Origin of the sequence: Streptococcus ilei, from assembly GCF_000479335.1 — a bacterium.
Classification (GTDB): Bacteria; Bacillota; Bacilli; order Lactobacillales; family Streptococcaceae; genus Streptococcus; species Streptococcus ilei.
This window is the reverse complement of the sequence record NC_022584.1, coordinates 1333221-1357790: the sequence shown is the minus strand read 5'-3', so window position 1 is coordinate 1357790 and position 24570 is coordinate 1333221. Positions and strand designations below refer to the sequence as shown.

The following is a 24570-nucleotide window of genomic DNA, read 5'->3' as shown; positions in this document are numbered from 1 at the left end:
TCTTTGGATTGTCGAGCAAGACGCAGTGGTTGAGTGGGCTCTACTACGCTGATTTCATCAGCTTTTACAGCCCTACTCAACTGTGCGGAGGTGGGACCGCGAAATCGAATTCTAACGAATGACCGATTTCTGTCCCACTCTCTTCTCTGTTCTAGCGGGGACAGGATATTTATGGTATAGTAGGATATGTTGCCAAAGGAAACAGGTGTGAACAGTTGGACGGAAAGGGATACAGATACGATCGCAGAATGGATAATGTAAAGGAAACCATAAGAAAACATCTGAAGACCCTCTTAGCTTTCATCCAAAAAAGAGGAATTATTTTAGGGATCCTCGCAATGCTGGGAATAGGATATGGGCTTGCTACTTCTGGGAGACCACAAGACCAGCTAAGTTCAGACCAGCAAGTGACCTTCAGCAAGGAAGAAGCCTATCTGCAGGACTTCCTGGCGAAATCAGATCGACCAGAAGTTGGGGTGCATTTGGAGGAATTGCTAGAATTTAAAATAGGAGATGGGACTGGTGAGCTAAGCACCAAGGGGACGACACCGGAGACCCTGGTCAAAAAATTAGGGGGAGCCAAGCAAGCTCGGCTGGAGTCAAAAGCTAGAACGCAGCTCCTTCGTCTCAGCTATGGAACGACACAAGATGGTCGAGATAGATACCAATTTGAATTTACCCATATGAAGGATGGCTACTATCTAACAGCTATTCAGGGCTATCAACCAAGCTCTAAGCACAATTTAGAAAGTAAACAGCTGAAAAAGGCAGCCTTGACCAGTCTTGCTAGTGGGAAAGAGAAAACTGGCATGAAACTAGAAGACATTTTACAAAAGGTTGGCTTGCCACAATCATTGCTTTTGAATCGTAAGGATGGAAAGACAGTTTTGGTCCTAACCTACCGTGCACAAGAGGGGCTCGTCTTTCTCACTTTGCAAGCCCAAAAAGATGCTCACTATCATCTAGTTAAGGTCGAATAAGGAGGAGTAAATGGATACAGTCATCAAGAAGCTAAAAATTCCTGGTCTCCTGCTGCTAGCGTTCCTCTTAGGGATGGGTCTAGAGGTCCTTAGTCATCCACCCAAAAGTTCTACAGCGATAAGTGAAATAAAGAACTTATCAACTTTTAAAGCGAAAGAATTTCAAGGGGAGCGACTCTTAAAAGAAACGAATGAAAAAAAGGATTCGCCATGGACCTTGGAACAGATCGAGCGCTTCCCTCTATCGATAAAGAACCAAAACGGTAGTCTGAAGCAGACTGGAAGTCGCCTGGAGACCCTTCTGAAGGAGATGGGGCACCCCCAAGAGAAAGTTCTCTTTCAATCTACAGCAAGCAAGCAACCCAGTCTCTCCCTGCTCTATCGATGGGACGATAGGGGAAAGGGAGCCTCCATCCGTTTGCTTTTTAGCAAGGGGGCTGATGGGAGCTATCTGCTAGAAGAGATCGACGCCAGTCTAGCCAATCTAGACCGGGAGGGGAACAAAGCTTTTTCAGAAAAAGTTTACCAGAGCTTAGAACCTGGAGAAAAGATGGATCTTAAAGCACTTCTAGGTAGCTATCAGGGCCTACAATCCTTCGTCCGACGCCAAATCAGCCCTGATCAGGAAGGATTTCAACTATCCTTTCAGGATGAGAAGGGGAAATCTTATTTATTAGAGATTAAAATAATGGATGGTTCTTGCTATTTGTTGCGAAAGAGCCAGGTGGACTCTCAAGGGATTACAAGTCTTACCTGATAGAGGGGAGAAATTGAATGGAAAAAGGTAGAAAGATTCAGAGAGAATGGACTAAGGTCCCAGGTGGAAATAAAATCTCTTCAGAGCTCTCTTCAAAAAGTAATCTGCAGAATGATAGGATGGAACTACCAAGCAGGGTCAAAGAAGCAAAAACAGGGAAGCGAAATGGTGGAGAGAATCTTCAAAAAAGTGTGCTTAAGAAGTCTTACTTAGCTCATTTCTCTATTTTCTTCAAGCTAGTGCTAGGAGGTCTGTTCCTCTTGTTCCTTTTTAACATTGTGTCTCGATATGTGAAATCACCTGCGCATGATTCTCACTCTGTAAAATTAAGCAAGGGGACAGAGGCTCGTTTATCAGATAAGGAATTTAAAAATCTTTTTAATAAAAACTCTCGCTATACAGACCCAAATCATAAAATTGATATCAATATAGAGGAGGTTGTCGCATACATTAGAAAAATTAATGATGCCAACCTTACTATGGATGATATTTTCAACCAATTAGGAAAAGCAAGAGATGGATATGTGAGTATAGACTCTGATGGTAGTCGAGGAAGTGTATTGACGTATCTCCTTACCGATAATAAAGCAGCACTGGACTTTGATTTTAGTGAAAAGGAGAATCGCCTCCTTCTGCATTCGATTCAGTATTTTACCCTAGAAAGCCAGAGAGAATCAACTGAAAGAACAAGTGATGATTATAGTGCTCTTATTCCTCAGCCAGGTCAAGAGGGGGTGGAGTTGATGGAAGCTATCAAAGAATTGGGAGTACCAGATTGGCTCTATTCCAGTTTTTTACCTGGGACGGAGGCTCAAATTGCTATCTCCTATAAAGCAAGTGATGAGATGCGAGTTACCTTGTATTTTGATCAAGATGGAGATTTTTTCCGTTTGGGAAGTATGACGAAATTAAAGGATAAAAAAGAATAACTAAAGTGAGAAGGAGGAGTCTCATTCCGTTTTCTTCCATCCTGAGAAACGAGAATAAGGGAGAGTGAAATGCAAAAAGGTAGAAAAATTCAACGAGAATGGTCAAAAGTGCCAGGGGGGAATAAAAAAGTACCGGAGGTGTTTTCAGAAGGTCAACCACAAGGAGAGGTATTTGAATCCAAAGATCAATTTGAGGAAGACAAATATTCGAGATCAGATCGAGTATACGCATCCCAAATGGGCCAGTTCAAAGCATCCTGGTTTTCTCGTCGCAGTGGTCTCCTGAAGCTAGGGATAGGTCTTGTCGTCATTGTGTGTCTCTTTTGTGGGGCTCTCCACTATGTAAGATACCTTTCCCATCAAAGAGATTCCTATTCAACCACTAAAAAGACTGAGAAGCTCCCAACAGATTCATCCGTAAAAACTGAATTTACATTTTTTGGAGAAGATTCTCCTTATATTGACAAGGACCACAGAATTGAATTGTCCATAGAGGATTTCATTTCTTTAGTGAGAAAAGCGAATGAACCTAATGTAACGCCAGAGCAGATTGTCGATCAGATTGGGAAAGCGGTCTCTGGTCACCTGTCCTCTAGCTCCGACGGTAGCCAGAGAATCGGATTAGAATATGAGCTCGTCGGGGATACAGGGCGCTTGTCTCTTAATTTTCTGAAAGAACAAGATTCTATGGAACTCAGTAGTGTGACCTATTATACTAGGAAAAGTTTTAGAGGAGAAGTCACGAAAACAAGTAAAGACTATAAGGCTTTGCAAGCTTCATCTGAAGAAGGTCTAGAGTTGACAGAAGCTGTAAAAGAATTAGGAACTCCTGACTTTATGCATAATAATTATGCTATTGGGGGAGTCAAACGAATTACAATCGTCTATACTACAAGGGATAAGATGAGTGTCTTTATGTCTTTTGATGAAACTGGGGGAAGATTCCGTTTGAAAAGTATAAGGAGTGTTGAGGATAAATCATAATCGATAAGATCATCTGAGAATTCCTATTTAGGGGTTGTCAAAAAATTCTGGCCTCTCTACTTGTCTCTATTGGTCCAGAACGTGTTGCTTTGATGAAATCTTTAGATGAGAAAGAATTCTTGCAAATTATGCTATAATAGTAAAATCAAAGAGTTCAAAAGTAGCCTATCTTCCTAGAGGACTGACTACATAGAACAAGAGGTATCGCCATGACTGCACAAAAAATGACTGCACAAGAAATTATCGCCTTTATCGGCAATGCAGAAAAGAAAACCAACGTAAAAGTGACCTTTGAAGGGGAATTGGCAGGAGAGCTTCCAGCATCCGTTGTAAAGCTAGGCAATGTCCTATTTGGAGACTGGAAAGAGATTGAGCCCCTTCTTGCCAACTTAACAGAAAACAAAGACTATATCGTAGAGCAAGATGGTCGCAATTCAGCGGTACCTTTGCTGGACAAGCGTTATTTGAATGCCCGGATTGAACCGGGTGCGATCATTCGAGACCAGGTGACCATTGAAGACAATGCGGTGATCATGATGGGAGCGGTCATCAATATCGGTGCTGAAATCGGTGCGGGGACCATGATCGATATGGGGGCTATTCTTGGTGGCCGTGCAACGGTTGGTAAAAATAGCCATATCGGAGCAGGAGCAGTCCTTGCAGGTGTCATTGAGCCAGCCTCTGCAGAACCAGTTCGTATCGGGGATAACGTCTTGGTGGGTGCCAACGCCGTCGTCATCGAAGGGGTTCAAGTTGGTAATGGCTCCGTCGTAGCGGCAGGTGCGATTGTTACCCAGGATGTGCCTGAAAATGTAGTGGTAGCCGGTGTACCTGCGCGCGTGATCAAGACCATTGACGAGCAGACGCAACAAAAAACAGCACTTGAGGATGCTTTGCGTAACCTTTAAGAGTATAGAAGTAGGAAGCTGGGGGATACCTCGGCTTCTTCTCAAAAGAGAAAGACGAATATGATACTTGATTTAGTAAAGATTCGACGGGACCTGCATCAAATCCCAGAAATTGGACTAGAAGAATTTAAAACACAAGCCTATCTTTTGGAGCGCATTGCAGAAATCACCGAGGGAAAAGGGTTTGTCGAGCAACGGACCTGGCGGACGGGGATCCTGGTTTTTCTGAAGGGTTCCAATCCCGAAAAGACCATTGGCTGGCGGACGGATATTGATGGACTGCCCATTGTTGAGCAGACTGGTCTTGACTTTGCGTCCCGTCACGAAGGTCGGATGCATGCCTGTGGCCATGATGTTCATATGACCCTAGCCTTGGGCTTGTTGGAGCAACTGGTCCAAGAACAGCCTAAGAACAATCTCTTGTTCCTTTTTCAACCAGCCGAGGAAAATGAAGCCGGAGGCATGCTCATGTATGAAGATGGTGCCTTTGGAGACTGGCTGCCTGATCAATTCTACGGTCTCCATGTCCGACCAGACTTAAAGGTAGGTGAGATTGCGACCAATCGGGGGACCCTCTTTGCAGGGACCTGTGAAGTGAAGCTGACCTTTAAAGGAAAAGGTGGACACGCCGCTTTTCCGCATGAAGCTAAGGATGCCTTGGTTGCTGCCAGCTATTTTGTCACCCAGGTTCAAACCATTGTCAGCCGTAATGTCGATCCTATCGAGGGAGCAGTTGTGACCTTTGGTTCCATGCATGCGGGCACGACCAATAATGTCATTGCGGAGACGGCCTTTCTGCATGGGACGATTCGGACCCTGACCATGGAAATGAACCTCTTGACCCAGAAGCGGCTTGAGACAATTGCGAGAGGAGTTGCAGCGACTTTTGATATGGACATAGATTTGGAACTCAAGCAGGGGGGCTATTTGCCAGTGGAAAACAATCCAGACTTGGCAGATGAACTGATGACCTTCTTTAATCAAGCAGAAGATGTCACCTTGATTGATATCCTGCCCGCGATGACCGGAGAGGATTTTGGTTATCTCTTGTCAAAAGTGGATGGGGTCATGTTCTGGTTGGGAGTGGACAGTCCTTATGCCCTTCATCATCCTCAGATGAGTCCCAAGGAAGAGGCCTTGTCCTTCGGTGTAAAGGCCATTAGTCCTTTCTTACAAATGAAAGCTAATCAATAAAGAAAGATGGAAATGAAAGCAAGTATTCGAAAAAGTGTATTGAAGAAGATGAAAGGTTTGGAGTCGGAGACCAAGCGAAGGGCCGATCAAGCCTTGATCCAGCGTTTACGCTCTTTGTCAGCTTACCAAGAAGCAAGTGTTATAGCGTCCTATTTGTCCTTCCCGCATGAGGTGGATACGAGTATTCTGATTGACGCAGCTCAAGCAGATGGCAAGCAGGTCGTCATTCCGAAAACCTATCCAAAAGGACGCATGGAATTTGTGGCCTATGATCCTCAGAAGTTGAAACAAACATCCTTTGGCCTCATGGAACCAGAGGATGGGACTCAAGCAATAGATAAGTCGGAGATTGACCTAATCCATGTTCCCGGAGTAGCCTTTCAAAAGGATGGCTATCGGCTGGGTTATGGAGGAGGCTATTACGATCGCTATTTGGTAGATTTCGACGGAGCGACCGTCAGCACCATCTATGCTTGCCAAGAAGCAGACTTTTCACCTGCTCCCCATGATATCCCTGTTAAGGAGGTTCTAGTGGATGAATCAACTATTTGATAAGAAATACCCAGTGACCAGTAGCTTGCTTCTATTAACAACCGGCGTTTTTCTATCCATGTTGCTGGTTCGTGGCTTTAACTATGAATCTGTCCAGACTGTTTATGATTTTGGGGGTGTCCTAGGAGCTGAAATTCAGGTAGACCCGAGTCAGAGCTGGCGTTTGCTTGCTGCCATGTTTGTTCATATTGGCTTGCAACATTTTGTTTTAAACATGGTTACCCTCTATTTTCTCGGAAGAATCGCAGAGGATTTATTTGGCTCCAAAGCTTTTCTAGTCCTTTACATCTTATCAGGTTTAATGGGCAATCTTTTTGTGATGACCTTTTCTCCAGAAGTCGTCGCAGCTGGGGCTTCTACCGCCTTGTTCGGCATCTTTGGGGCCATTGCCAGTTTGCGCTTCATTGCTCGGAGTCCCTACATTCAGTATCTGAGCCAAAGTTATACTTCATTGATCCTGGTCAATATCCTCTTTAGCTTTATGCCGGGGATTAGTCTGGCAGGTCACTTAGGAGGCTTGGTAGGAGGAGGGATTCTAGCCTTTGTCTTTCCAGTCTATGGTGAGCGAGATAGCGTGAAAAAAACTTGGCGCTTGGGAGCTCTGCTCCTTTATATAGCTGGAGCCACCCTTCTTTATGCATGGGCTCTTATGTCTTAGTCTTTCCAAGGATTTGTAGCACATTTGTAAACTATCTGAAAACTGAGTGAAGTCTCAGTTTTTTTGTATATATTTCTTAAAAACGATAGAGAAAGCTAAAAATATCACAAATAAATGAATAAAATTGTAAAAAGAAAGCGCTTGCAAAACTGGTTGAAAAGGAGTAGACTGGTAGTATATAAAACCTACTTGTGTCCAAAATCGCTTGAGGACAAAAATAAGCAAAAAGGAGATTTGCGATGAAGAAATGGTTGTTTAAACTAGCTTTGATAGCGATGACGTTCTTACTCCTACCAATTCAAGCCGTTCAGGCCTGCTGTGGATTTATCATTGGTCGCCAGTTGACCAAGGATGGTACCACCCTGTTTGGTCGGACTGAGGACTATCCTTATTATCCAAATGGTGGAAAACACAACAAAAACTATGTTGTTGTCGATGCCAAGACTTATAATGAGGGAGATCAAATCGAGGATGAATCTAATGGATTTACCTACCCTCATGCTGCCAACGAAATGAAATATACAGCTACTTATGACTCTGCTCGTGGTGACGGTAGCAACGGCGCTTTCGGGGAACATGGTTTTAATGAAGCCGGTGTATCCATGACTGCGACAGTAACAGCTATCCCAAATAAGAAAGTCTTGACAACGGATCCCTTGAAAGAGAATGGCCTACCAGAAGCAGCTATGCTAGATGTGATTTTGCCCCGTGTCAAAACTGCCCGTGAAGGAGTTGAATTACTGGCTAAAGTCATCGAAGAAAAAGGTTCAGCTGAAGGGAATGTGGTTGTCTTTGCAGACCAAAATGAAACTTGGTATATGGAAATTCTTTCTGGTCACCAATATGTAGCGGTGAAGGTGCCAGAAGATAAATACGCAGTTTTTGCAAATACCTACTATCTAGGTCATGTTGATTTGAATGACACTGAAAATGTCATTGCCTCTAAAGACGTAGAAAAAGTAGCCAAGGAATCTGGCAACTATAAGACTGATAAAGATGGTAACTTCCATATTGCTAAATCTTATGGACCAGAGAAATATGCTGAAGGTGACCGCTCACGGACCTATGCAGGAATTACCTTACTAGATCCAGATTCTAAAGTCACTTATGAGGATGATGAGTATGAGCTCTTCCGTTCACCAACCGATCCAAACAAAAAATACACCTTAGAAGATGCTTTTGCATTGCAACGGAACCGTTTTGAACACTTGAATGGACGTTTTGTACCAGATGATCAAATTGGTGTTAAGAAACAAGGTGATGATGGTAGCAACGATACTGTTCGTAAAGACCAATACAAGTATGCTTTAGGGAACGAAAATGTAATTGATGCCCATGTCTATCAAATCAATCCAAACCTTCCAAAATCATTTGGTGGAACTGTATGGCTTGGCATGGGACCTTCACGGAATACCCCTTATGTTCCATTCTATGGAAATGTAAAAGATACTTACGAAGCCTTTAAACCTCAAACAGCTACTTATGATCCAAATTCATGGTATTGGACAGTTTGGCACATCGACCAAATGGCCATCCATAACCAAGATCTCTTCGGAAAATCTATCCAAAATCACTGGAAAGCACTGGAAGAACAGCTCATTATCGAACAAAAAGTGAGCGATGCAAAATACGCTGCCTTGAAAGCTGATGAAGCAGCTGCAAAAGGGGCAGAGGATCAAGTAACTGCTGAATCAATTGCGCGTTCTGAACGTCTTTTCAAACAATTTAAACAATACGAAGCAGAGCTTTCAGCGACCTTGAAAGAAGCGGGGAGAACAGATGATCCGTATCGGGCATCTCTTCCAGATGATTACAAGGAACCAACTGACGCAACTACAACAACAGCTCCAAGTACTGAGCCAAGCACTGACGCAACTACGACAACAGCTCCAAGTACTGAACCAAGCACTGACGTAACTACGACAACAGCTCCAAGTACTGAGCCAAGCACTGACGCAACTACGACAACAGCTCCAAGTACTGAACCAAGCACTGACGCAACTACAACAACAGCTCCAAGTACTGAGCCAAGCACTGACGCAACTACGACAACAGCTCCAAGTACTGAGCCAAGCACTGACGTAACTACGACAACAGCTCCAAGTACTGAGCCAAGCACTGACGTAACTACGACAACAGCTCCAAGTACTGAGCCAAGCACTGACGCAACTACAACAACAGCTCCAAGTACCGAGCCAAGCACTGACGCAACTACAACAACAGCTTCAAGTACCGAGCCAAGCACTGACGCAACTACAACAACAGCTCCAAGTACCGAGCCAAGCACTGACGCAACTACAACAACAGCTTCAAGTACCGAGCCAAGCACAGATGCAACTACAACAACAGCTCCAAGTACTGAGCCAAGCAAGAATGAAACCAAGCCAACTCAACCAAGTACCGAGCCAAGCAAGGATGAAACCACAACTACAACGACTGAACCAAGCACGGATGCAACTCAACCAACTGAGCCAAGTACTGAGCCAAGCAAGAACGAAACCAAGCCAACTCAACCAAGTACTGAGCCAAACAAGGATGTAAACACATCAACTACGATTGTCCCTGCTCCAACTACAAACAATCGTCCAGTTCTTCCTACGAATTCCTACATTTTAGTAGATCCTGTTACTGGAATCACCCTACAAAACCCAGACTTTGCCCAAGGTGGCTTTAATTTGGTAGCTTCTGTATTGAAGGATGTCCAAGCCCTCAAAGGTAAAGACTATCAGATTTACGACATTCAGTTGTCAAATCAAAATGGCCCTGTTCATCAATTCAGCCCAACTGTGGTGACCATGCCAGTGGATCCTAAGAAAGAAGTAGAATCTGTTGTAGGGATTGGAGAAGATGGCAAGGTTGAGACCTACCAGTTCAGCTTGAATGAAGACAAGAGCAAGGTAACCTTCACAACCAATCATTTCTCATCTTATGGAGTTGTTTACAAAACAGCAGCTAAGGTAGAAGAAAAAACAGAAAGCAAAAAATTGCCATCTACTGGACAAACCATTTCAATGGTTGGTATCATCGGTGGTGTCTTGATTAGTGCACTTGGATTTGCCTTCTATGTAGAAAAACGCAAACAGAATAAAGCCTAAAGAACCAACCTGTTTTTAAGAAAGAAAAAGAGGCCGGACGTTTAGTCCGGTCTCTTTGCTTTATAATCGAAAAGTCAGGGTGAGGATTTTTTACTTCTCAGTCACTTTCCCACTTTCTTCTAATTGTTTTCCAAGGTTGATGATGTATTGTTTGAGATCATCTTTAACCTGTGGGTGTTTCAAGGCATAATCAATAGATGTTTTCATGAAACCAAACTTGTCCCCTACATCGTAGCGTTTGCCCTTAAATTCGCGGGCAAATACTCGTTGGGTCTTGTTCAAGGTATCAATGGCATCAGTCAATTGGATTTCATTTCCAGCGCCTGGTTTTTGGTTTTCCAAGATTTGGAAGATTTCTGGAGTTAGCAAATAACGACCGATAATGGCAAGGTCACTTGGTGCCTCTTCAGGTGCCGGTTTTTCGACAAAGGTTTCAACGCTATAGAGTCCGTTGATGCCTTCCCCTTGAGGAGCAATGACTCCGTAGGCAGAAACCTCTTCATGGGGAACTTTCATGACAGCAATGGTTGAAGCATGTGTCTCATCGTAGTCATTCATCAATTGCTTGGTGAGCGTAGTCGCTGTATCATCTGTGATATCCATGAGGTCATCACCCAGCATCACGACGAAAGGCTCATTCCCAACGAAGGCCTTCGCCTGAAGGACAGCATCTCCAAGGCCGTTCGGATGTTTTTGACGAATGAAGTGGAGGCGCATCCCGGTAGTTTCATCGACCAGTTTCAACAGATCATTTTTCCCTTTTTCCTTGAGGTTGTACTCAAGTTCGAAGTTTGAGTCAAAGTGGTCTTCGATCGAACGTTTTGATTTACCAGTGACAACGAGAATATCCTCGATGCCAGCCTTAAGGGCTTCCTCAACGATGAATTGGATGGTTGGCTTATCCACGATTGGCAGCATTTCTTTGGCCAGGGCTTTAGTAGCAGGTAGGAAACGAGTTCCAAGTCCAGCCGCAGGAATGACTGCTTTTCTAACTTTTGTCATAATAATTCCTTTCTAACTGAAGAATAATTGGTTGTTGATCTGATTGGGAAGGAAGAATTCCTTAGTTCCACTCATTTTCTTCTTTAAATTCGTTGCTCATCATGAAGTTGATGGCTTCACGAATATCTTGCCCTTCATAAATTACTTGGTAGATGGCTTGTGTGATTGGCATGTAGACGTCTAGCTCTTGAGCCAGTTCGTAGGCAGCCTTAGTGGTTGAAATCCCTTCGATGATCATGCCCATGTTGGCTTCGATATCTTCCAGTTTTTCACCGCGACCAAGGGCATCCCCAGCACGCCAGTTCCGAGAGTGGATGGAAGTCCCTGTCACGATCAGGTCTCCAACTCCGGATAGTCCACTATAGGTTAAGGGGCTAGCGCCTAGTTTGACACCTAGACGGGTAATTTCAGCTAGTCCACGCGTGATGATGGCAGCCTTAGCGTTGTCTCCGAATCCAAGTCCGTGGAGGGCTCCAGCTCCGACTGCGATGATGTTTTTAAGGGCACCGGCTGTCTCTACCCCAATCACATCTGTATTGGTATAGAGGCGGAAGTAGTGGTTGCTGAAGAGTTCTTGAACATAACGAGCTGTTTCTAAATCTTTAGAAGCCGCTGTGATCAGAGTGATATCGCGAACGATGGTTTCTTCAGCGTGACTTGGCCCAGACACGACCACAATCTCGCTACGGAGAGAAGCAGGGATTTCCTCTTCTAAGATTTGAGAAATCCGTTTGTGACTATTTGGTTCTAATCCTTTGGAAGCGTGCATGACCTTGATAGGATGGTCCAAGAGTTCAGCTACTTGCTTGGCAACGAGTCGTGTTACCTTGGTTGGAACGACAAAGAGGACCGCATCCACACCAGAAAGGGCTTCATTCAGATCGTGGTAGGCTTTGATCCCTGGATCTAGAAGGACATCCTTAAAGTAGCGTTTGTTGGTATGTTCTTGATTGATTTCGTCGATTTGTTCTGGGACATTTCCCCAGATCCGTACTTCATGGCCATTATCGTGGAGGACTTGAGAAAGGGCAGTTCCCCAAGAACCTGGACCGATGACCGCAACGGTTTGTTTATCCATAGCATTCTCCTTTGTGAAGATTTCATTTCTATTTTACCATACTATAGAGAAAAAAGCTTTGGAATCTAGCTGAATTTCATAGGAAAAGCAAATAATATGATAACTGAAAAAATGTTGGTAATTTTAGTAAATTATTCTTGCATTTATATTCTGAATATGGTAATATTGCCTTCGTATATTACTCTAGCTAGTGATATATAGGAGAAACAAAAAAGAAAAAGGAGTTTATGATGAAAAAGAGCTTAAAAATAATACTGACCTTAGTATTAGTTTTAGCTAGTGTCTTTGGTTTGTCCAAAATTCGGTCGGCCCATGCAGATGGCGCAACAGGAAAGATCCAAATTACAAGTAAAACGATCACACCTACTAAGTCACCCGTGGACCAGTACACGGACATTAAAGTTGATTTAACTTTCAATGTTCCGAACGGGGTCAAACCTGGAGATCAAGCGGTTATTACCCTCCCTCCGAATCTAAAATTTATCAAGGATGCAGAATTTGAGGTACGAAGTCCTAATGGTGAATTAGTATCAGAAGCAGTCATTAATGCTGCAAATAAAACCATCACCTTGACCTATCAAGATTATGTGAAAGGTAAATCAAATATTTCAGGAAGCATGTTCTTTGCAGTTCGGGTAGAGCCTGCAACTGCATCTCCAAGCAAGGTCCCCATCACCTTGAATGTGGACAACAATCCAGTCCCTGTAGGAGAAGTTGACTTTGTAGTTGACCCAGGGAATGCTGAAAAGGTCTTGGACAAGGTTAGCTGGGACACAAAACACTTAGCAGATGGCGGCATTACACGTCAATATGAAGTACGTGTCAATGCAACGAAAGAGCCGTTAACAGAAGCAGTTGTGACTGACCAATTGCAAACAGAAGGAATGAGCTATGTGGAAGATTCCTTTGTGATTAAAAAAGGGAATTGGGCCGTTAACAGTTCGCATAAATTAGATTTGAAAAATGGGCAAGTTGTCTCTTTGCCAGTTGAGTTTGGAGCAGATAAGAAGAGTTTCAAAGTCAGCTTGGGAAATGTAGCTCAAGGCGAAGGTTACTCGATTGTCTATAAGGTGAAGATTCCTTATACCCCTGCAAATGATGAAAAGTTCTTCAACAATGTAACCTTGAATGCAAAAAAAGTTGTTGAAACAAAGAGCAATCCCTTCGTTTATCAAACTGAAGGTGGGAAGGCCCAAGGTTATACCTTCTCCATTAACCTCAAGAAAGTTGATGGCCAGGATGAAAACACTGCTTTAGCAGGTGCTGAATTTAATGTGATCCGTGTTGCAACAGGTGCCGTTGTCGGTAAGTTGACAACCAATGCAAAAGGAGAAGCAAGTATTGGTGGTTTGTTGAACACAGCCTACCAATTAGTTGAAACAAAAGCTCCAGAAGGATATGAATTGGATGCCACTCCAATTGATGTCAAATCAGAAGATTTTGGAACAACAAAAACAGCCCTTAAAACAGTTACAAATAAGAAAATTGTCAAAGAACCGACACCAACCAGTGCGGTGATTGAATTAGATAAGGCCCTTACAGGTCGTGACTTGGTAGACGGTGAGTTTAGCTTTGAATTGTACGAAGGTGCGAACAAGCTTCAAACTGTTACCAACAAATCTGGCAAAGTAACCTTTGAATCTATTTCTTACACAGCAGAAGGTGAACACACTTATACTGTGAAAGAGGTCAAAGGGGATAATGCTACGATTGCTTACGATGCTTCTGAAAAACAAGTGACTGTTAAAGTCACTCGTGATGGAGATGCCTTGAAGGCAGAAGTTGTCTATCCAGAAAGCAAAACATTTACCAATGCCTTCACACCAAACGCAACGACTGCAACAATTGAGTTGACAAAAGAGTTGACAGGTCGTGACTTGGTAGACGGTGAGTTTAGCTTTGAATTGTACGAAAGTGCGAACAAGCTTCAAACTGTTACCAACAAATCTGGCAAAGTAACCTTTGAATCAATCTCTTACACAGCAGAAGGTGAACATACATACACTGTAAAAGAAGTCAAAGGTAATAATGCTACCATTACTTACGATGCCTCTGAAAAACAAGTGACTGTTAAAGTCACTCGTGATGGAGATGCCTTGAAGGCAGAAGTTGTCTATCCAGAAAGCAAAACATTTACCAATGCCTTCACACCAAACGCAACGACTGCAACAATTGAGTTGACAAAAGAGTTGACAGGTCGTGACTTGGTAGACGGTGAGTTTAGCTTTGAATTGTACGAAGGTGCGAACAAGCTTCAAACTGTTACCAACAAATCTGGCAAAGTAACCTTTGAATCAATCTCTTACACAGCAGAAGGTGAACATACATACACTGTAAAAGAAGTCAAAGGTAATAATGCTACCATTACTTACGATGCCTCTGAAAAACAAGTGACTGTTAAAGTCACTCGTGATGGAGGTGCCTTGAAGGCAGAAGTTGTCTATCCAGAAAGCAAAACATTTACCAATGCCTTCACACCAAACGCAACGACTGCAACAATTGAGTTGACAAAGAGTTCGACAGGTCGTGACTTGGTAGACGGTGAGTTTAGCTTTGAATTGTACGAAGGTGCAAACAAACTTCAAACTGTCACCAACAAATCTGGCAAAGTAACCTTTGAATCAATCTCTTACACAGCAGAAGGTGAACATACATACACTGTAAAAGAAGTCAAAGGTAATAATGCTACCATTACTTACGATGCCTCTGAAAAACAAGTGACTGTTAAAGTCACTCGTGATGGAGGTGCCTTGAAGGCAGAAGTTGTCTATCCAGAAAACAAAACATTTACCAATGCCTTTACACCAAATGCAACGACTGCAACAATTGAGTTGTCTAAAGAGTTGACAGGTCGTGATTTGGTAGATGGTGAGTTTAGCTTTGAGTTGTACGAAGGTGCAAACAAACTTCAAACTGTTACTAACAAATCTGGCAAAGTGACCTTTGATGCTATCTCTTACACAGCAGAAGGTGAACACACTTACACTGTGAAAGAGGTCAAAGGGGACAATGCTACGATTGCTTACGATGCTTCTGAAAAACAAGTGACTGTTAAAGTTACTCGTGATGGAGATGCCTTGAAGGCAGAAGTCGTCTATCCAGAAAACAAAACATTTACTAACGCCTTCACACCAAACGCAACGACTGCAACAATTGAGTTGTCTAAAGAGTTGACAGGTCGTGACTTGGTAGACGGTGAGTTTAGTTTTGAATTGTACGAAGGTACTAACAAACTTCAAACTGTTACTAACAAATCTGGCAAAGTAACCTTTAATGCTATCTCTTACACAGCAGAAGGTGAACACACTTACACTGTGAAGGAAGTGAAGGGGAACGTACCAGGTATCACATACGATACAGCAGAAAAACAAGTAACCGTTCAGGTAACAAAAGATGGAGACAACCTAAAAGCAACAGTTGTCTATCCAGAAAACAAGGTCTTTGCAAATACTTACTCAGCTCCAAGTCCAGCAAAAGCTCAGATTTCAGCTAGCAAGATTTTAGAAGGTCGTGACCTAAAAGATGGCGAATTCAGCTTTAACTTGTTGGATGAAGCTGGAGAAGTTCTTCAAACAAAACAAAATGCAGCAGATGGTTCTGTAGCATTTGACGAAATTTCTTATTCACAAGAAGATGCAGGGAAAACTTTCCACTACACAATTAAGGAAGTAATCCCACAATCTCAAGAAAAAGGAATGACCTACGATCAAGCGAGCATCGAAGTGACAGTAACAGTTACGAAAGATGACGCAAGCAATACGATCAAGGCTACAGTGGCATATGGTGCGAAGACATCCTTCACCAATACCTTTGTCACAAGTGAAATCCCACCAACTCCACCAGTCGTTGAAAAACCAGAAGCTAAGCTTTATACGATTCAGCTTCACAAGGTCAATGGTGAAGGTCGAGCTTTAGCGGGAGCTGTCTTTGGACTCTTTGAAGCGGATGGTAGCACTCCAGTTGCCAACCCATATGGCGAAGGTCAAGCGACAGCGACATCCGATGCTAATGGTCTTGTAAGCTTTGTAGGCTTTGAGGCTAAGGATTATGTAGTGAAAGAATTGACAGCACCAGAAGGTTACCAACTTTCAACAGCTTCAATAGCTGTCTCTGCAACAGAATTGAGCGCTGCGTCAGATTTGGTAGTGGATAAAGGAAATGTGGTGAACCAACCGTTTACTGAAATCCCACCAACTCCGCCAGTTGTTGAGAAACCAGAATTGACTCTCTACAGCATTCAATTGCACAAAGTTAACAATGAAGGCAAAGCCTTGGCAGGAGCAGTCTTTGGACTCTTTGAAGCAGATGGTGTGACACCAGTAGCTAATCCATATGGTGAAGGTCAAGCGACAGCGACATCAGATGCCAATGGTCTCGTTACCTTTACAGGGCTTGAAGCCAAGGATTATGTAGTGAAAGAAATCACTGCTCCAGAAGGATACCAACTTTCTGAAGAAGCGATTACTGTTTCATCTAATCAATTGATTGCCTCAACCAATCAAGTACTTGATCAAGGTAAAGTTGTCAATAAACCATTCACTGCTATTCCACCAACTCCACCGGTAGTTGAGAAACCAGAATTGAAGCTTTATACCATTCAGCTTCACAAGGTGAATGGTGAAGGTCGAGCTTTAGCGGGAGCTGTCTTTGGACTCTTTGAAGCGGATGGTAGCACTCCAGTTGCCAACCCATATGGCGAAGGTCAAGCGACAGCGACATCTGATGCCAATGGTCTTGTAAGCTTTGTAGGCTTTGAGGCTAAGGATTATGTAGTGAAAGAATTGACTGCTCCAGCTGGTTACCAACTATCAACGAATCCAATCACTGTCACAGCGGAAGACTATGTACAAGCTACAGACTTGGTTGTAGATAAAGGAAATGTAGTTAATGAACTAACTCCTCCGACACCTCCGACTCCACCAACTACTCCACCAACTACCCCATCAACAGATAAACCAAAAGGTGATAAGCCTTCTGGAAGTCAACCAAAAGAAGAGAAGGAACATACTCTTCCTTCTACAGGTGAAACAGTGAGCGAGGGACTAGTGGCTACAGGACTCGCATTGGCGGTTGCTGGAAGTGCCTTGGTTTACAAAAAACGTGAGAATTAATCTCTAAAACAGGTTTTGTTCTAGCCTTGCTAGACAAGCCTGTTTTTTTGATTTGGGTGATAAAAAATATTTATCAGGTCCTTAAAAAATACATATTAGACGCTCTAAGGGTGGGATGATAAAATAGGGAATAGAAATATCAAAGGAGGGAAGGCCATGTGTAGAACGATTGTTGGAGTCTCTGCCAATCTATGTGCAGTGGATCCAGATGGGAAAAATATCCATTCGTCTGTATCTTGTAAATTTGCGGAAACCATTAAGCAAGTAGGTGGCCTTCCTATGGTCATCCCAGTGGGAGACCCATCTTTTGCCAAGGATTATATCGAAACAGTGGACAAGCTCATCCTCAGTGGAGGGCAAAATGTCCATCCTAGCTTTTATGGCGAAGAGATCACCGTCGAAAGTGATGACTACAATCTCGAGCGCGATCAGTTTGAATTGGCCTTGCTAAAAGAAGCGGTCCGTCAAAACAAGCCCGTCCTAGCTATCTGTCGTGGCGTTCAGTTGGTCAATGTTGCCTTTGGTGGGACTCTCCATCAAGAAGTAGAAGGGCACTGGCAGGGCCTCCCTTTTGGGACTTCTCATTCAATTGAGACCAAAAAAGGCAGTGTGGTGGAGCGACTCTTTGGGAAAGCCAGCCAGATCAATTCTGTTCATCGCCAAAGCATCAAGGACTTGGCACCTAACTTTCGAGTGACAGCCATTGACCCACGAGATCAGACCATTGAAGCCATCGAAGCAGTGGACGGTCATCGCATCATCGGCTTGCAATGGCATCCAGAGTTCCTAGTCAAAGAAGAAAAAGGCAATCTCGAACTCTTCCGCTATCTGTTACAAGAATTGTAAACTCTTTAGGATTTTTTAAGGAGAAAGAGGTAAACTAGTCTCATCAACAAAGACCTCCTAGCTTTGTTTGATACAGTTTACTTTTTTCATATAATCTCCTGCAAAAGTCTCCTCCTTTGAGGGGGCTTTTGTGTGTTTGTCAGGAAAAATACGAATAGTAGTATAGGGGAGACGCTAGGCCAAAGTGATGGTATAATAGAAGAGATAGAAACTATTTAGAATGAAAGAGGAATCATGATGACAAAAATTCGTGGATTTGAACTTGTATCAACCTATACCAATCAAGACTTGCTTCCAAAACGGGAGACAGCCCATGCGGCTGGATACGACTTAAAGGTAGCAGAACGCACGGTGATTGCGCCAGGAGAGATCGTCCTTGTGCCAACAGGAGTCAAGGCTTATATGCAACCGACAGAGGTTCTCTACCTCTATGACCGTTCCTCTAATCCTCGCAAAAAAGGTCTAGTCTTGATTAACTCTGTTGGTGTCATTGATGGTGATTACTATGGAAACCCTGGAAATGAAGGCCATATCTTTGCTCAGATGAAAAACATTACCGACCAGGAAGTGGTTCTTGAAGTCGGCGAACGTGTGGTTCAGGCTGTCTTTGCACCATTTTTAATCGCAGATGGAGATGAGGCAGACGGAGTTCGTACTGGTGGATTTGGGTCGACAGGGCACTAAGATGAAGATTATCTTTGTGCGTCACGGGGAGCCAGATTATCGCGAGTTAGAGGAACGCTTCTATACTGGATTCGGAATGGATTTGGCACCCTTATCTGAGAAAGGAAGACAACAAGCTCAGGAACTTTGTCAAAATCCTTTGTTCCAATCAGCTGATCTGCTAGTAGCTTCAGCAGTAACGCGAGCTTTAGAAACGGCTTCTTATCTGGCTTGTGCTACGGGCCTACCTTTGAAAGTGGAACCCTTATTGCACGAATGGCAGGTCTACGAAAGTGGAAGAAAGAATTTTGAAACAGCTCGGACTCTGTTTCTAGAAAATAATGGGAAGCTCCTTCCGGATAGCCCGATACAATATGAAACCGCTGAGGATATGAGAGTTCGCTTTATTGAATCGTTGGCCAAGTACCGAGACTATCAGAAGATTGTAGTGGTTACCCATCGCATGCTCATGCGTCAATTTGTACCGAATGAAACCATTGATTTTTGCCAAGTGATTGAGTGTGAGATAGAGATTTAGAAAGAGGTTTATCATCGCAAAGAAAAAAACGACATTTGTGTGTCAAAATTGTGCTTATAATTCACCCAAATACCTAGGGCGCTGTCCTAACTGTGGGGCCTGGTCTTCTTTTGTTGAGGAGGTCGAGGTTGCAGAGGTCAAGAATGCACGGGTATCCTTGACGGGTGAAAAGACCAAACCCATGAAATTGGCGGACGTGACCTCTATCAATGTTCACCGGACCAAGACGGAGATGGAGGAATTCAACCGTGTGCTTGGAGGAGGAGTGGTGCCAGGAAGTCTAGTCCTCATCGGTGGGGATCCAGGGATCGGGAAATCAACCCTGCTCCTCCAAGTGTCGACCCAGTTGTCTCAAGTGGGAACGGTACTCTATGTCAGCGGAGAGGAATCAGCCCAGCAGATTAAACTGCGAGCAGAGCGCTTGGGAGATATCGACAGTGAGTTTTATCTTTATGCCGAGACCAATATGCAAAGCGTGCGAGCAGAAGTGGAGCGCATCCAGCCTAACTTCCTCATCATTGACTCTATTCAGACCATTATGTCTCCTGAGATCTCAGGGGTGCAGGGGTCTGTTTCTCAGGTGCGTGAGGTGACAGCTGAACTCATGCAGCTGGCTAAGACTAATAACATTGCCATCTTTATCGTAGGGCATGTGACCAAGGAAGGGACCTTGGCAGGACCTCGGATGTTGGAACACATGGTGGATACGGTGCTCTACTTTGAGGGTGAACGCCACCACACCTTCCGGATCCTGAGAGCGGTCAAGAACCGCTTTGGCTCCACCAATGAGATTGGGATTTTCGAGATGCAGTCAGGCGGCCTGGTTGAGGTCCTCAATCCCAGTCAGGTCTTTCTAGAAGAACGCCTGGATGGGGCGACTGGCTCTGCCATTGTCGTCACCATGGAAGGAAGCAGACCAATCTTGGCGGAAGTTCAGGCCTTGGTGACACCGACTGTATTTGGAAATGCCAAGCGGACGACAACGGGTCTTGACTTTAATCGGGTCAGCCTCATTATGGCTGTGTTAGAGAAACGTTGCGGGCTCCTTCTTCAAAATCAGGATGCCTATCTCAAGTCGGCCGGTGGTGTCAAACTGGACGAACCAGCCATTGACCTATCTGTAGCGGTGGCTATTGCTTCCAGCTACAAGGAGCTTCCAACCAATCCGCAAGAGGCCTTTATCGGTGAGATTGGCTTGACTGGCGAGATTCGCCGAGTGACTCGGATCGAGCAACGGATCAATGAAGCGGCGAAACTTGGTTTCACTAAGATTTATGCACCTAAAAATTCTCTCCAAGGGATCGCGATCCCAGACGGTATTCAAGTAATAGCAGTCTCCACGGTAGGGGAAGTTTTGAAAAAAGTCTTTTCTTAACTAGATCTTGGAATCGTTTGCAAAAAGGTTTTTCCTGTGCTATACTTTTTCTATACTTACTAAACATAGGGGGTACTTATTTTGCAATTTTTTACAGATAACAATGTGCAGTTCCCTTTGGTCGAGCTGTCTCTCAATCAAGGTGAAACTGTCTATATTCAACGGGGGAGTATGGTCTACCATACGCCTAATGTGACCCTCAACACCAAATTAAATGCGAGTGGCTCTGGTGTGGGACGCTTTGTGAAAGCAGTTGGACGGTCAATGGTTTCGGGTGAAAGTACCTTTATCACTCAGGTATTTGCCCAGTCTAATAATGCTTACCTAGCATTAGCACCCGACTCACCAGGTCAGGTGGTGCCACTCTACTTGGGCGAAAAGCAGTATCGATTGAACGATGGTGCCTTCCTTGCACTGGATGGTTCAGCTTTCTATACAATGGAAACCCAATCGATTGGTAAGGCTCTCTTTGGTGGTCAGGGTGGATTCTTCGTCATGACGACCCAAGGTCAAGGGACCCTCTTGGTGAATGCCTACGGCTCAATTAAAAAAATTGAGCTAAACAATCAAGAAATCACCATCGATAATGCCCATGTCGTTGCTTGGAGCCAGTCTTTGGATTACAATATCCATTTGGAAAATGGTTTCTGGCAATCCATCGGAACGGGTGAAGGTGTTGTCAATACCTTTAGAGGGACTGGTGAGGTCTATGTTCAAAGTCTCAACCTTCAGACCTTTGCTGGCTTGCTGAATCGTTATTTACCAAGACGATCATAATGCATAAAAGAGGCTGGGACAAAAGTCCTAGCCTCTCAATTGTATTTGGATTATCGAGCAAGACGCAGTGGTTGAGTGGGCTCTACTACGCTGATTTCATCAGCTTTTACAGCCCTACTCAACTGTGCGGAGGTGGGACGACGAAATCGAATTCTAACGAATTACCGATTTCTGTCCCACTCTCTTTTTCATGTAGGCTGACAACTGACAATCTGGGAAAAAGATGGTAAGATAGAGTGTAAATAATTTGGTGTTCAAACTATTTTACCAACCAGAAAGGAAGTTCCTAATGTCCTATTTTGAGAATTTTTTAAAAGCCAATCAAGCCTATGTTGAATTGCACGGAGACCTCCATCTTCCGATCAAACCGAAAACGCAAGTGGCCATTGTGACCTGTATGGACTCTCGTCTTCACGTGGCACCAGCACTGGGGCTTGCTTTGGGAGATGCCCATATTTTGCGGAATGCAGGTGGGCGCGTGACAGAGGACATGATTCGTTCCTTGGTCATCTCACAGCAACAGATGGGGACTCGAGAAATCGTGGTCTTGCACCACACAGACTGTGGAGCACAAACCTTTGAGAATGAAGGCTTCCGTCAGCATCTGAAGAAGGAACTGGGAGTTGATGTTGGAGACCAAGACTTCCTACCCTTTCAAGATATCTACGAGAGCGTCCGGGAGGATGTTGCTCTCTTAAAAGCATCGCCACTGATTCCAGACGACGTCATTATCTCAGGAGCTGTCTATGATGTCGATACAGGATTGATCACTGAGGTGATAGATTGACTTAAACTTATACCGTTAGCTTTTTGGCTAACGGTTTTTGTATGCAAATACGAAACTGAAAATTGATAGGGGTTGAAAACATAAGGCATCAAATGGTTAGAGAGGTTACAAAAATATTAGTCCAAACTAGGTTTGAAGTATAAAATTATGATAAAATATCATTTGGAGGAATTTTATGATGAAAAAAGTTTTTAGCGATTTGTTTTCGAAAACGGATTATGCTATCATGTGCGGTATCAGTGCCTATTTGACAATGTTATTGGTAGACTTGTTGAGTGCGACCTCACAGGATCTGTTTTTGACACTCGCCCCCTTGTCCGTATTAAAAATGGGAATCTTTTTTATTGTGGGAGGTGCCTTAATTTGTTTACATGACAAGTTGACGAACTCAGATATAGGTAGTATCACGATGATTCTTTCTTGTGTGACTCTCCTCGTAGCTATTTATAAGAGTATGTCCTTCTTTTTATCGTTGGGTTTAATTCTTTTAGCTCTGATTTTGTTTATAGGAGGGATGTTTAATGAAGAAAAGTCTTCCTATTTGTATTTATCGGTCATCTTGCTAGCCATACCGCGTTTACTAACCTTGGGAAGCTCGAATTTTCAAGATCAAGTACTTGGCTTCCATGCTGTTGATCTTTCCAGTACCCGATTTCTTTCAATCATCTGGCCAGTTGTTATTGCCTCCATTATCTCAATTGTGTTTATGATCCTCTATCTCAAATTTCCAATCTTTAACTATTTAGAGCGACATAAAAAAATAGTTCAAATAATCGTGTTTTCGCTAGTTCTAGTTTACGTCCTTTATCTTTCTGTTGTAGTGGTTTACAAAGTGAAGACGAATGAGTTGTCATCGTTTGATATTGGGATCTTTTCTCAAATGTTTGAACGGATGAATCACGATTTGACTCCGATAACGACCTTGGAAAGAGATAGAGTACTCTCTCATTTTTCTGTCCATATTTCACCGATCTTTTATGTAATGTTGCCATTCTATAAGCTCTTCCCATATGTAGAGACTTTAGAAGTTTTACAGTTGCTCGTAGTCTTTTCGGGGATTATCCCATTGAGATTAATCCTTCGTAAATTAAAGTTTTCTAATCTCACAAATACCTTGGCCGTCTTATGGTTTGTGTTGTTGCCAGTGATGACAACGGCAGGGGGATTTCATCTGCATGAAAATTGCTTTTTAGTCCCATTAGTGTTTTGGGTATTCTATTTTATTATTTCGGAACAAAAATGGAAGATTCTACTAGCGACCATGTTACTATTGTTCGTGAAAGAAGATGCCTTTATCTATGTACTTAGTATGGGTTTGTTCTTCCTTTTTCAAAAACGATTTGATTTATCCAAACAGACAAAAAGATGGCTTTTCTTTACAGAGATTGTCTTGCCAATAGTCTATTTCGTTTTTGCCATGTACCTTTTGAGTGCCTATGGTGAGGGAGGAATGGTTTCACGGTATGACGGATTCTTGCTCAATGGGGAAAGCGGGATGTTAATGGTGATTAAGAATCTATTCTTCCATCCAGGCTATGTCATTAGTACGCTACTGACTGCCAAAAGATTAGGGTATTTATTCTTAATGTTTGCTCCGTTATGTTTCTTAGGACTACTCCAACGGCGTTGGTCGACTTATTTTCTTGTGCTTCCACTGATAGTGATTAACCTACTGCCTAATTGGCCCTATCAGTATGATATTGGTTTCCAATATAGCTATGGAAGTGGTGCTTTAGTTTTCATCATGACGCTTCTAGCATTAGAGGATCTTAAGGAAACTAACATCCTACAGGAAAAAATAGCGGTAGCTATCGTGATAGTAGGAATTATTTTTTCTGGTAGTCTTCTACACCACTTTACTAATAATTGGTCCTTTAATATCGGCTATTACCGTCAAAATAAAGACATGTTTGATGAAATCCAAAAGACTTTAGGAAGTTTGCCAAAGGATGCTTCAGTCTTAGCTGAGGGAGCCTATACACCATCACTTAGAGGTCATAAAAAACTCTATGATATTTTCTATCACAATGATAAGAAGGCGGATCCAACAATTGATTATATTGTGATCCCTCAATCTCAAAAGGATCAAAACGAAGAATACAATCAATTATTAGCGAGTTATGAAGCTTTAGGATACCGGGAGAGTCAGTATTCGTCCGCTCATGTTTATATTTTAGAGAAGGCGAAGTAAAAAAGGTGGCTACCTTGTCTATTTGATCAGAAGCAATAAACATATGCTGTGCGATATTTTTTCATAATGAACAATTATAGAGGCAGTAGTACATAGTAGCTACTGCCTTTTTATATAGGTTGCTTACTTTTATTCTCGGAGCGAT

Annotated in this window: 19 protein-coding genes; 17 read left to right on the top strand and 2 right to left on the bottom strand. The window is 43.2% G+C overall.

Features of this window, described 5'->3' with window-relative positions:
* Positions 1-248 precede the first annotated feature (248 nt).
* From N596_RS06360 to N596_RS10390, 9 genes are all read left to right on the top strand, one after another.
* Positions 249-980, top strand: coding sequence for a hypothetical protein (locus tag N596_RS06360; RefSeq protein WP_023027339.1), 732 nt, complete (start codon positions 249-251; stop codon positions 978-980).
* Positions 981-990: 10 nt separating this feature from the next.
* The gene (locus N596_RS06355) at positions 991-1737 is read left to right on the top strand and encodes a hypothetical protein (protein WP_023024614.1); all 747 of its coding nucleotides are present in this window, start codon (positions 991-993) and stop codon (positions 1735-1737) included.
* A gap of 17 nt (positions 1738-1754) precedes the next feature.
* Positions 1755-2666, top strand: a complete 912-nt coding sequence (locus N596_RS06350) for a hypothetical protein (protein WP_023024612.1) — start codon at positions 1755-1757, stop codon at positions 2664-2666.
* 69 nt (positions 2667-2735) lie between these two features.
* The gene (locus tag N596_RS06345; RefSeq protein ID WP_023024610.1) at positions 2736-3650 is read left to right on the top strand and encodes a hypothetical protein; all 915 of its coding nucleotides are present in this window, start codon (positions 2736-2738) and stop codon (positions 3648-3650) included.
* A 209-nt stretch (positions 3651-3859) separates the two neighbouring features.
* The gene (gene dapD / locus N596_RS06340) at positions 3860-4558 is read left to right on the top strand and encodes a 2,3,4,5-tetrahydropyridine-2,6-dicarboxylate N-acetyltransferase (RefSeq protein ID WP_006595464.1); all 699 of its coding nucleotides are present in this window, start codon (positions 3860-3862) and stop codon (positions 4556-4558) included.
* A 60-nt stretch (positions 4559-4618) separates the two neighbouring features.
* Complete coding sequence (locus N596_RS06335; RefSeq protein ID WP_023027338.1) at positions 4619-5752, top strand: N-acetyldiaminopimelate deacetylase; 1134 nt, start codon at positions 4619-4621, stop codon at positions 5750-5752.
* A 12-nt stretch (positions 5753-5764) separates the two neighbouring features.
* Positions 5765-6304, top strand: coding sequence for a 5-formyltetrahydrofolate cyclo-ligase (locus N596_RS06330; RefSeq protein ID WP_042361276.1), 540 nt, complete (start codon positions 5765-5767; stop codon positions 6302-6304).
* On the top strand, positions 6288-6962 hold the full coding sequence (locus N596_RS06325; protein WP_023027336.1) for a rhomboid family intramembrane serine protease: 675 nt from the start codon (positions 6288-6290) through the stop codon (positions 6960-6962). The genes N596_RS06330 and N596_RS06325 overlap by 17 nt, the downstream gene beginning before the upstream one ends.
* A 239-nt stretch (positions 6963-7201) precedes the next feature.
* Positions 7202-10057: a C69 family dipeptidase gene (locus N596_RS10390; protein WP_023027335.1), complete on the top strand. Its 2856-nt coding sequence runs from the start codon at positions 7202-7204 to the stop codon at positions 10055-10057.
* Between the two features lie 90 nt (positions 10058-10147).
* Here the strand turns inward: N596_RS10390 and galU are convergent, their stop codons facing one another.
* Positions 10148-11059 (bottom strand): UTP--glucose-1-phosphate uridylyltransferase GalU, encoded by a 912-nt coding sequence (galU, locus tag N596_RS06315; protein WP_023024600.1) that lies wholly within the window; start codon positions 11057-11059, stop codon positions 10148-10150.
* A 61-nt stretch (positions 11060-11120) separates the two neighbouring features.
* Positions 11121-12137, bottom strand: coding sequence for an NAD(P)H-dependent glycerol-3-phosphate dehydrogenase (locus N596_RS06310; protein WP_023024598.1), 1017 nt, complete (start codon positions 12135-12137; stop codon positions 11121-11123).
* A 230-nt stretch (positions 12138-12367) separates the two neighbouring features.
* Here N596_RS06310 and N596_RS09745 point away from each other — a divergent pair, with 230 nt between their 5' ends.
* The 8 genes from N596_RS09745 (at position 12368) to N596_RS06270 (ending at position 24425) form a co-directional block, all read left to right on the top strand.
* Positions 12368-17248: a Spy0128 family protein gene (locus N596_RS09745; RefSeq protein WP_023027334.1), complete on the top strand. Its 4881-nt coding sequence runs from the start codon at positions 12368-12370 to the stop codon at positions 17246-17248.
* 156 nt (positions 17249-17404) lie between these two features.
* Positions 17405-18094, top strand: coding sequence for a gamma-glutamyl-gamma-aminobutyrate hydrolase family protein (locus N596_RS06300; protein ID WP_023027333.1), 690 nt, complete (start codon positions 17405-17407; stop codon positions 18092-18094).
* A 237-nt stretch (positions 18095-18331) separates the two neighbouring features.
* On the top strand, positions 18332-18778 hold the full coding sequence (locus tag N596_RS06295) for a dUTP diphosphatase (protein WP_042361437.1): 447 nt from the start codon (positions 18332-18334) through the stop codon (positions 18776-18778).
* A complete protein-coding gene (locus tag N596_RS06290; protein ID WP_042361272.1) occupies positions 18729-19295 on the top strand; it encodes a histidine phosphatase family protein in 567 nt (188 codons plus the stop codon). Before N596_RS06295 ends, N596_RS06290 begins: the two co-directional genes overlap by 50 nt.
* Positions 19296-19308: 13 nt before the next feature.
* Complete coding sequence (gene radA, locus N596_RS06285) at positions 19309-20670, top strand: DNA repair protein RadA (protein ID WP_081698230.1); 1362 nt, start codon at positions 19309-19311, stop codon at positions 20668-20670.
* Positions 20671-20751: 81 nt separating this feature from the next.
* Positions 20752-21447 (top strand): TIGR00266 family protein, encoded by a 696-nt coding sequence (locus tag N596_RS06280; RefSeq protein WP_023027329.1) that lies wholly within the window; start codon positions 20752-20754, stop codon positions 21445-21447.
* Positions 21448-21736: 289 nt separating this feature from the next.
* Entirely contained in the window at positions 21737-22234 is a 498-nt protein-coding gene (locus N596_RS06275; RefSeq protein ID WP_023027328.1) for a beta-class carbonic anhydrase, read from the top strand.
* Between the two features lie 175 nt (positions 22235-22409).
* The gene (locus N596_RS06270) at positions 22410-24425 is read left to right on the top strand and encodes a DUF2079 domain-containing protein (RefSeq protein ID WP_023027327.1); all 2016 of its coding nucleotides are present in this window, start codon (positions 22410-22412) and stop codon (positions 24423-24425) included.
* Positions 24426-24570 lie beyond the last annotated feature (145 nt).

Excerpts from the sequence above, each read along its gene's own strand:
- N596_RS10390 (WP_023027335.1), top strand. The coding sequence starts at position 7,202 with ATGAAGAAATGGTTGTTTAAACTAGCTTTGATAGCGATGACGTTCTTA.
- N596_RS06295 (WP_042361437.1), top strand. The coding sequence starts at position 18,332 with ATGACAAAAATTCGTGGATTTGAACTTGTATCAACCTATACCAATCAA.
- N596_RS06345 (WP_023024610.1), top strand. The coding sequence starts at position 2,736 with ATGCAAAAAGGTAGAAAAATTCAACGAGAATGGTCAAAAGTGCCAGGG.
- dapD (WP_006595464.1), top strand. The coding sequence starts at position 3,860 with ATGACTGCACAAAAAATGACTGCACAAGAAATTATCGCCTTTATCGGC.
- N596_RS06350 (WP_023024612.1), top strand. The coding sequence starts at position 1,755 with ATGGAAAAAGGTAGAAAGATTCAGAGAGAATGGACTAAGGTCCCAGGT.
- N596_RS06335 (WP_023027338.1), top strand. The coding sequence starts at position 4,619 with ATGATACTTGATTTAGTAAAGATTCGACGGGACCTGCATCAAATCCCA.
- N596_RS06300 (WP_023027333.1), top strand. The coding sequence starts at position 17,405 with ATGTGTAGAACGATTGTTGGAGTCTCTGCCAATCTATGTGCAGTGGAT.
- galU (WP_023024600.1), bottom strand. The coding sequence starts at position 11,059 with ATGACAAAAGTTAGAAAAGCAGTCATTCCTGCGGCTGGACTTGGAACT.
- N596_RS06290 (WP_042361272.1), top strand. The coding sequence starts at position 18,729 with ATGAGGCAGACGGAGTTCGTACTGGTGGATTTGGGTCGACAGGGCACT.
- N596_RS06355 (WP_023024614.1), top strand. The coding sequence starts at position 991 with ATGGATACAGTCATCAAGAAGCTAAAAATTCCTGGTCTCCTGCTGCTA.
- N596_RS06330 (WP_042361276.1), top strand. The coding sequence starts at position 5,765 with ATGAAAGCAAGTATTCGAAAAAGTGTATTGAAGAAGATGAAAGGTTTG.
- N596_RS06325 (WP_023027336.1), top strand. The coding sequence starts at position 6,288 with ATGAATCAACTATTTGATAAGAAATACCCAGTGACCAGTAGCTTGCTT.
- N596_RS06310 (WP_023024598.1), bottom strand. The coding sequence starts at position 12,137 with ATGGATAAACAAACCGTTGCGGTCATCGGTCCAGGTTCTTGGGGAACT.
- N596_RS06360 (WP_023027339.1), top strand. The coding sequence starts at position 249 with ATGGATAATGTAAAGGAAACCATAAGAAAACATCTGAAGACCCTCTTA.
- N596_RS09745 (WP_023027334.1), top strand. The coding sequence starts at position 12,368 with ATGAAAAAGAGCTTAAAAATAATACTGACCTTAGTATTAGTTTTAGCT.
- N596_RS06270 (WP_023027327.1), top strand. The coding sequence starts at position 22,410 with ATGATGAAAAAAGTTTTTAGCGATTTGTTTTCGAAAACGGATTATGCT.
- N596_RS06275 (WP_023027328.1), top strand. The coding sequence starts at position 21,737 with ATGTCCTATTTTGAGAATTTTTTAAAAGCCAATCAAGCCTATGTTGAA.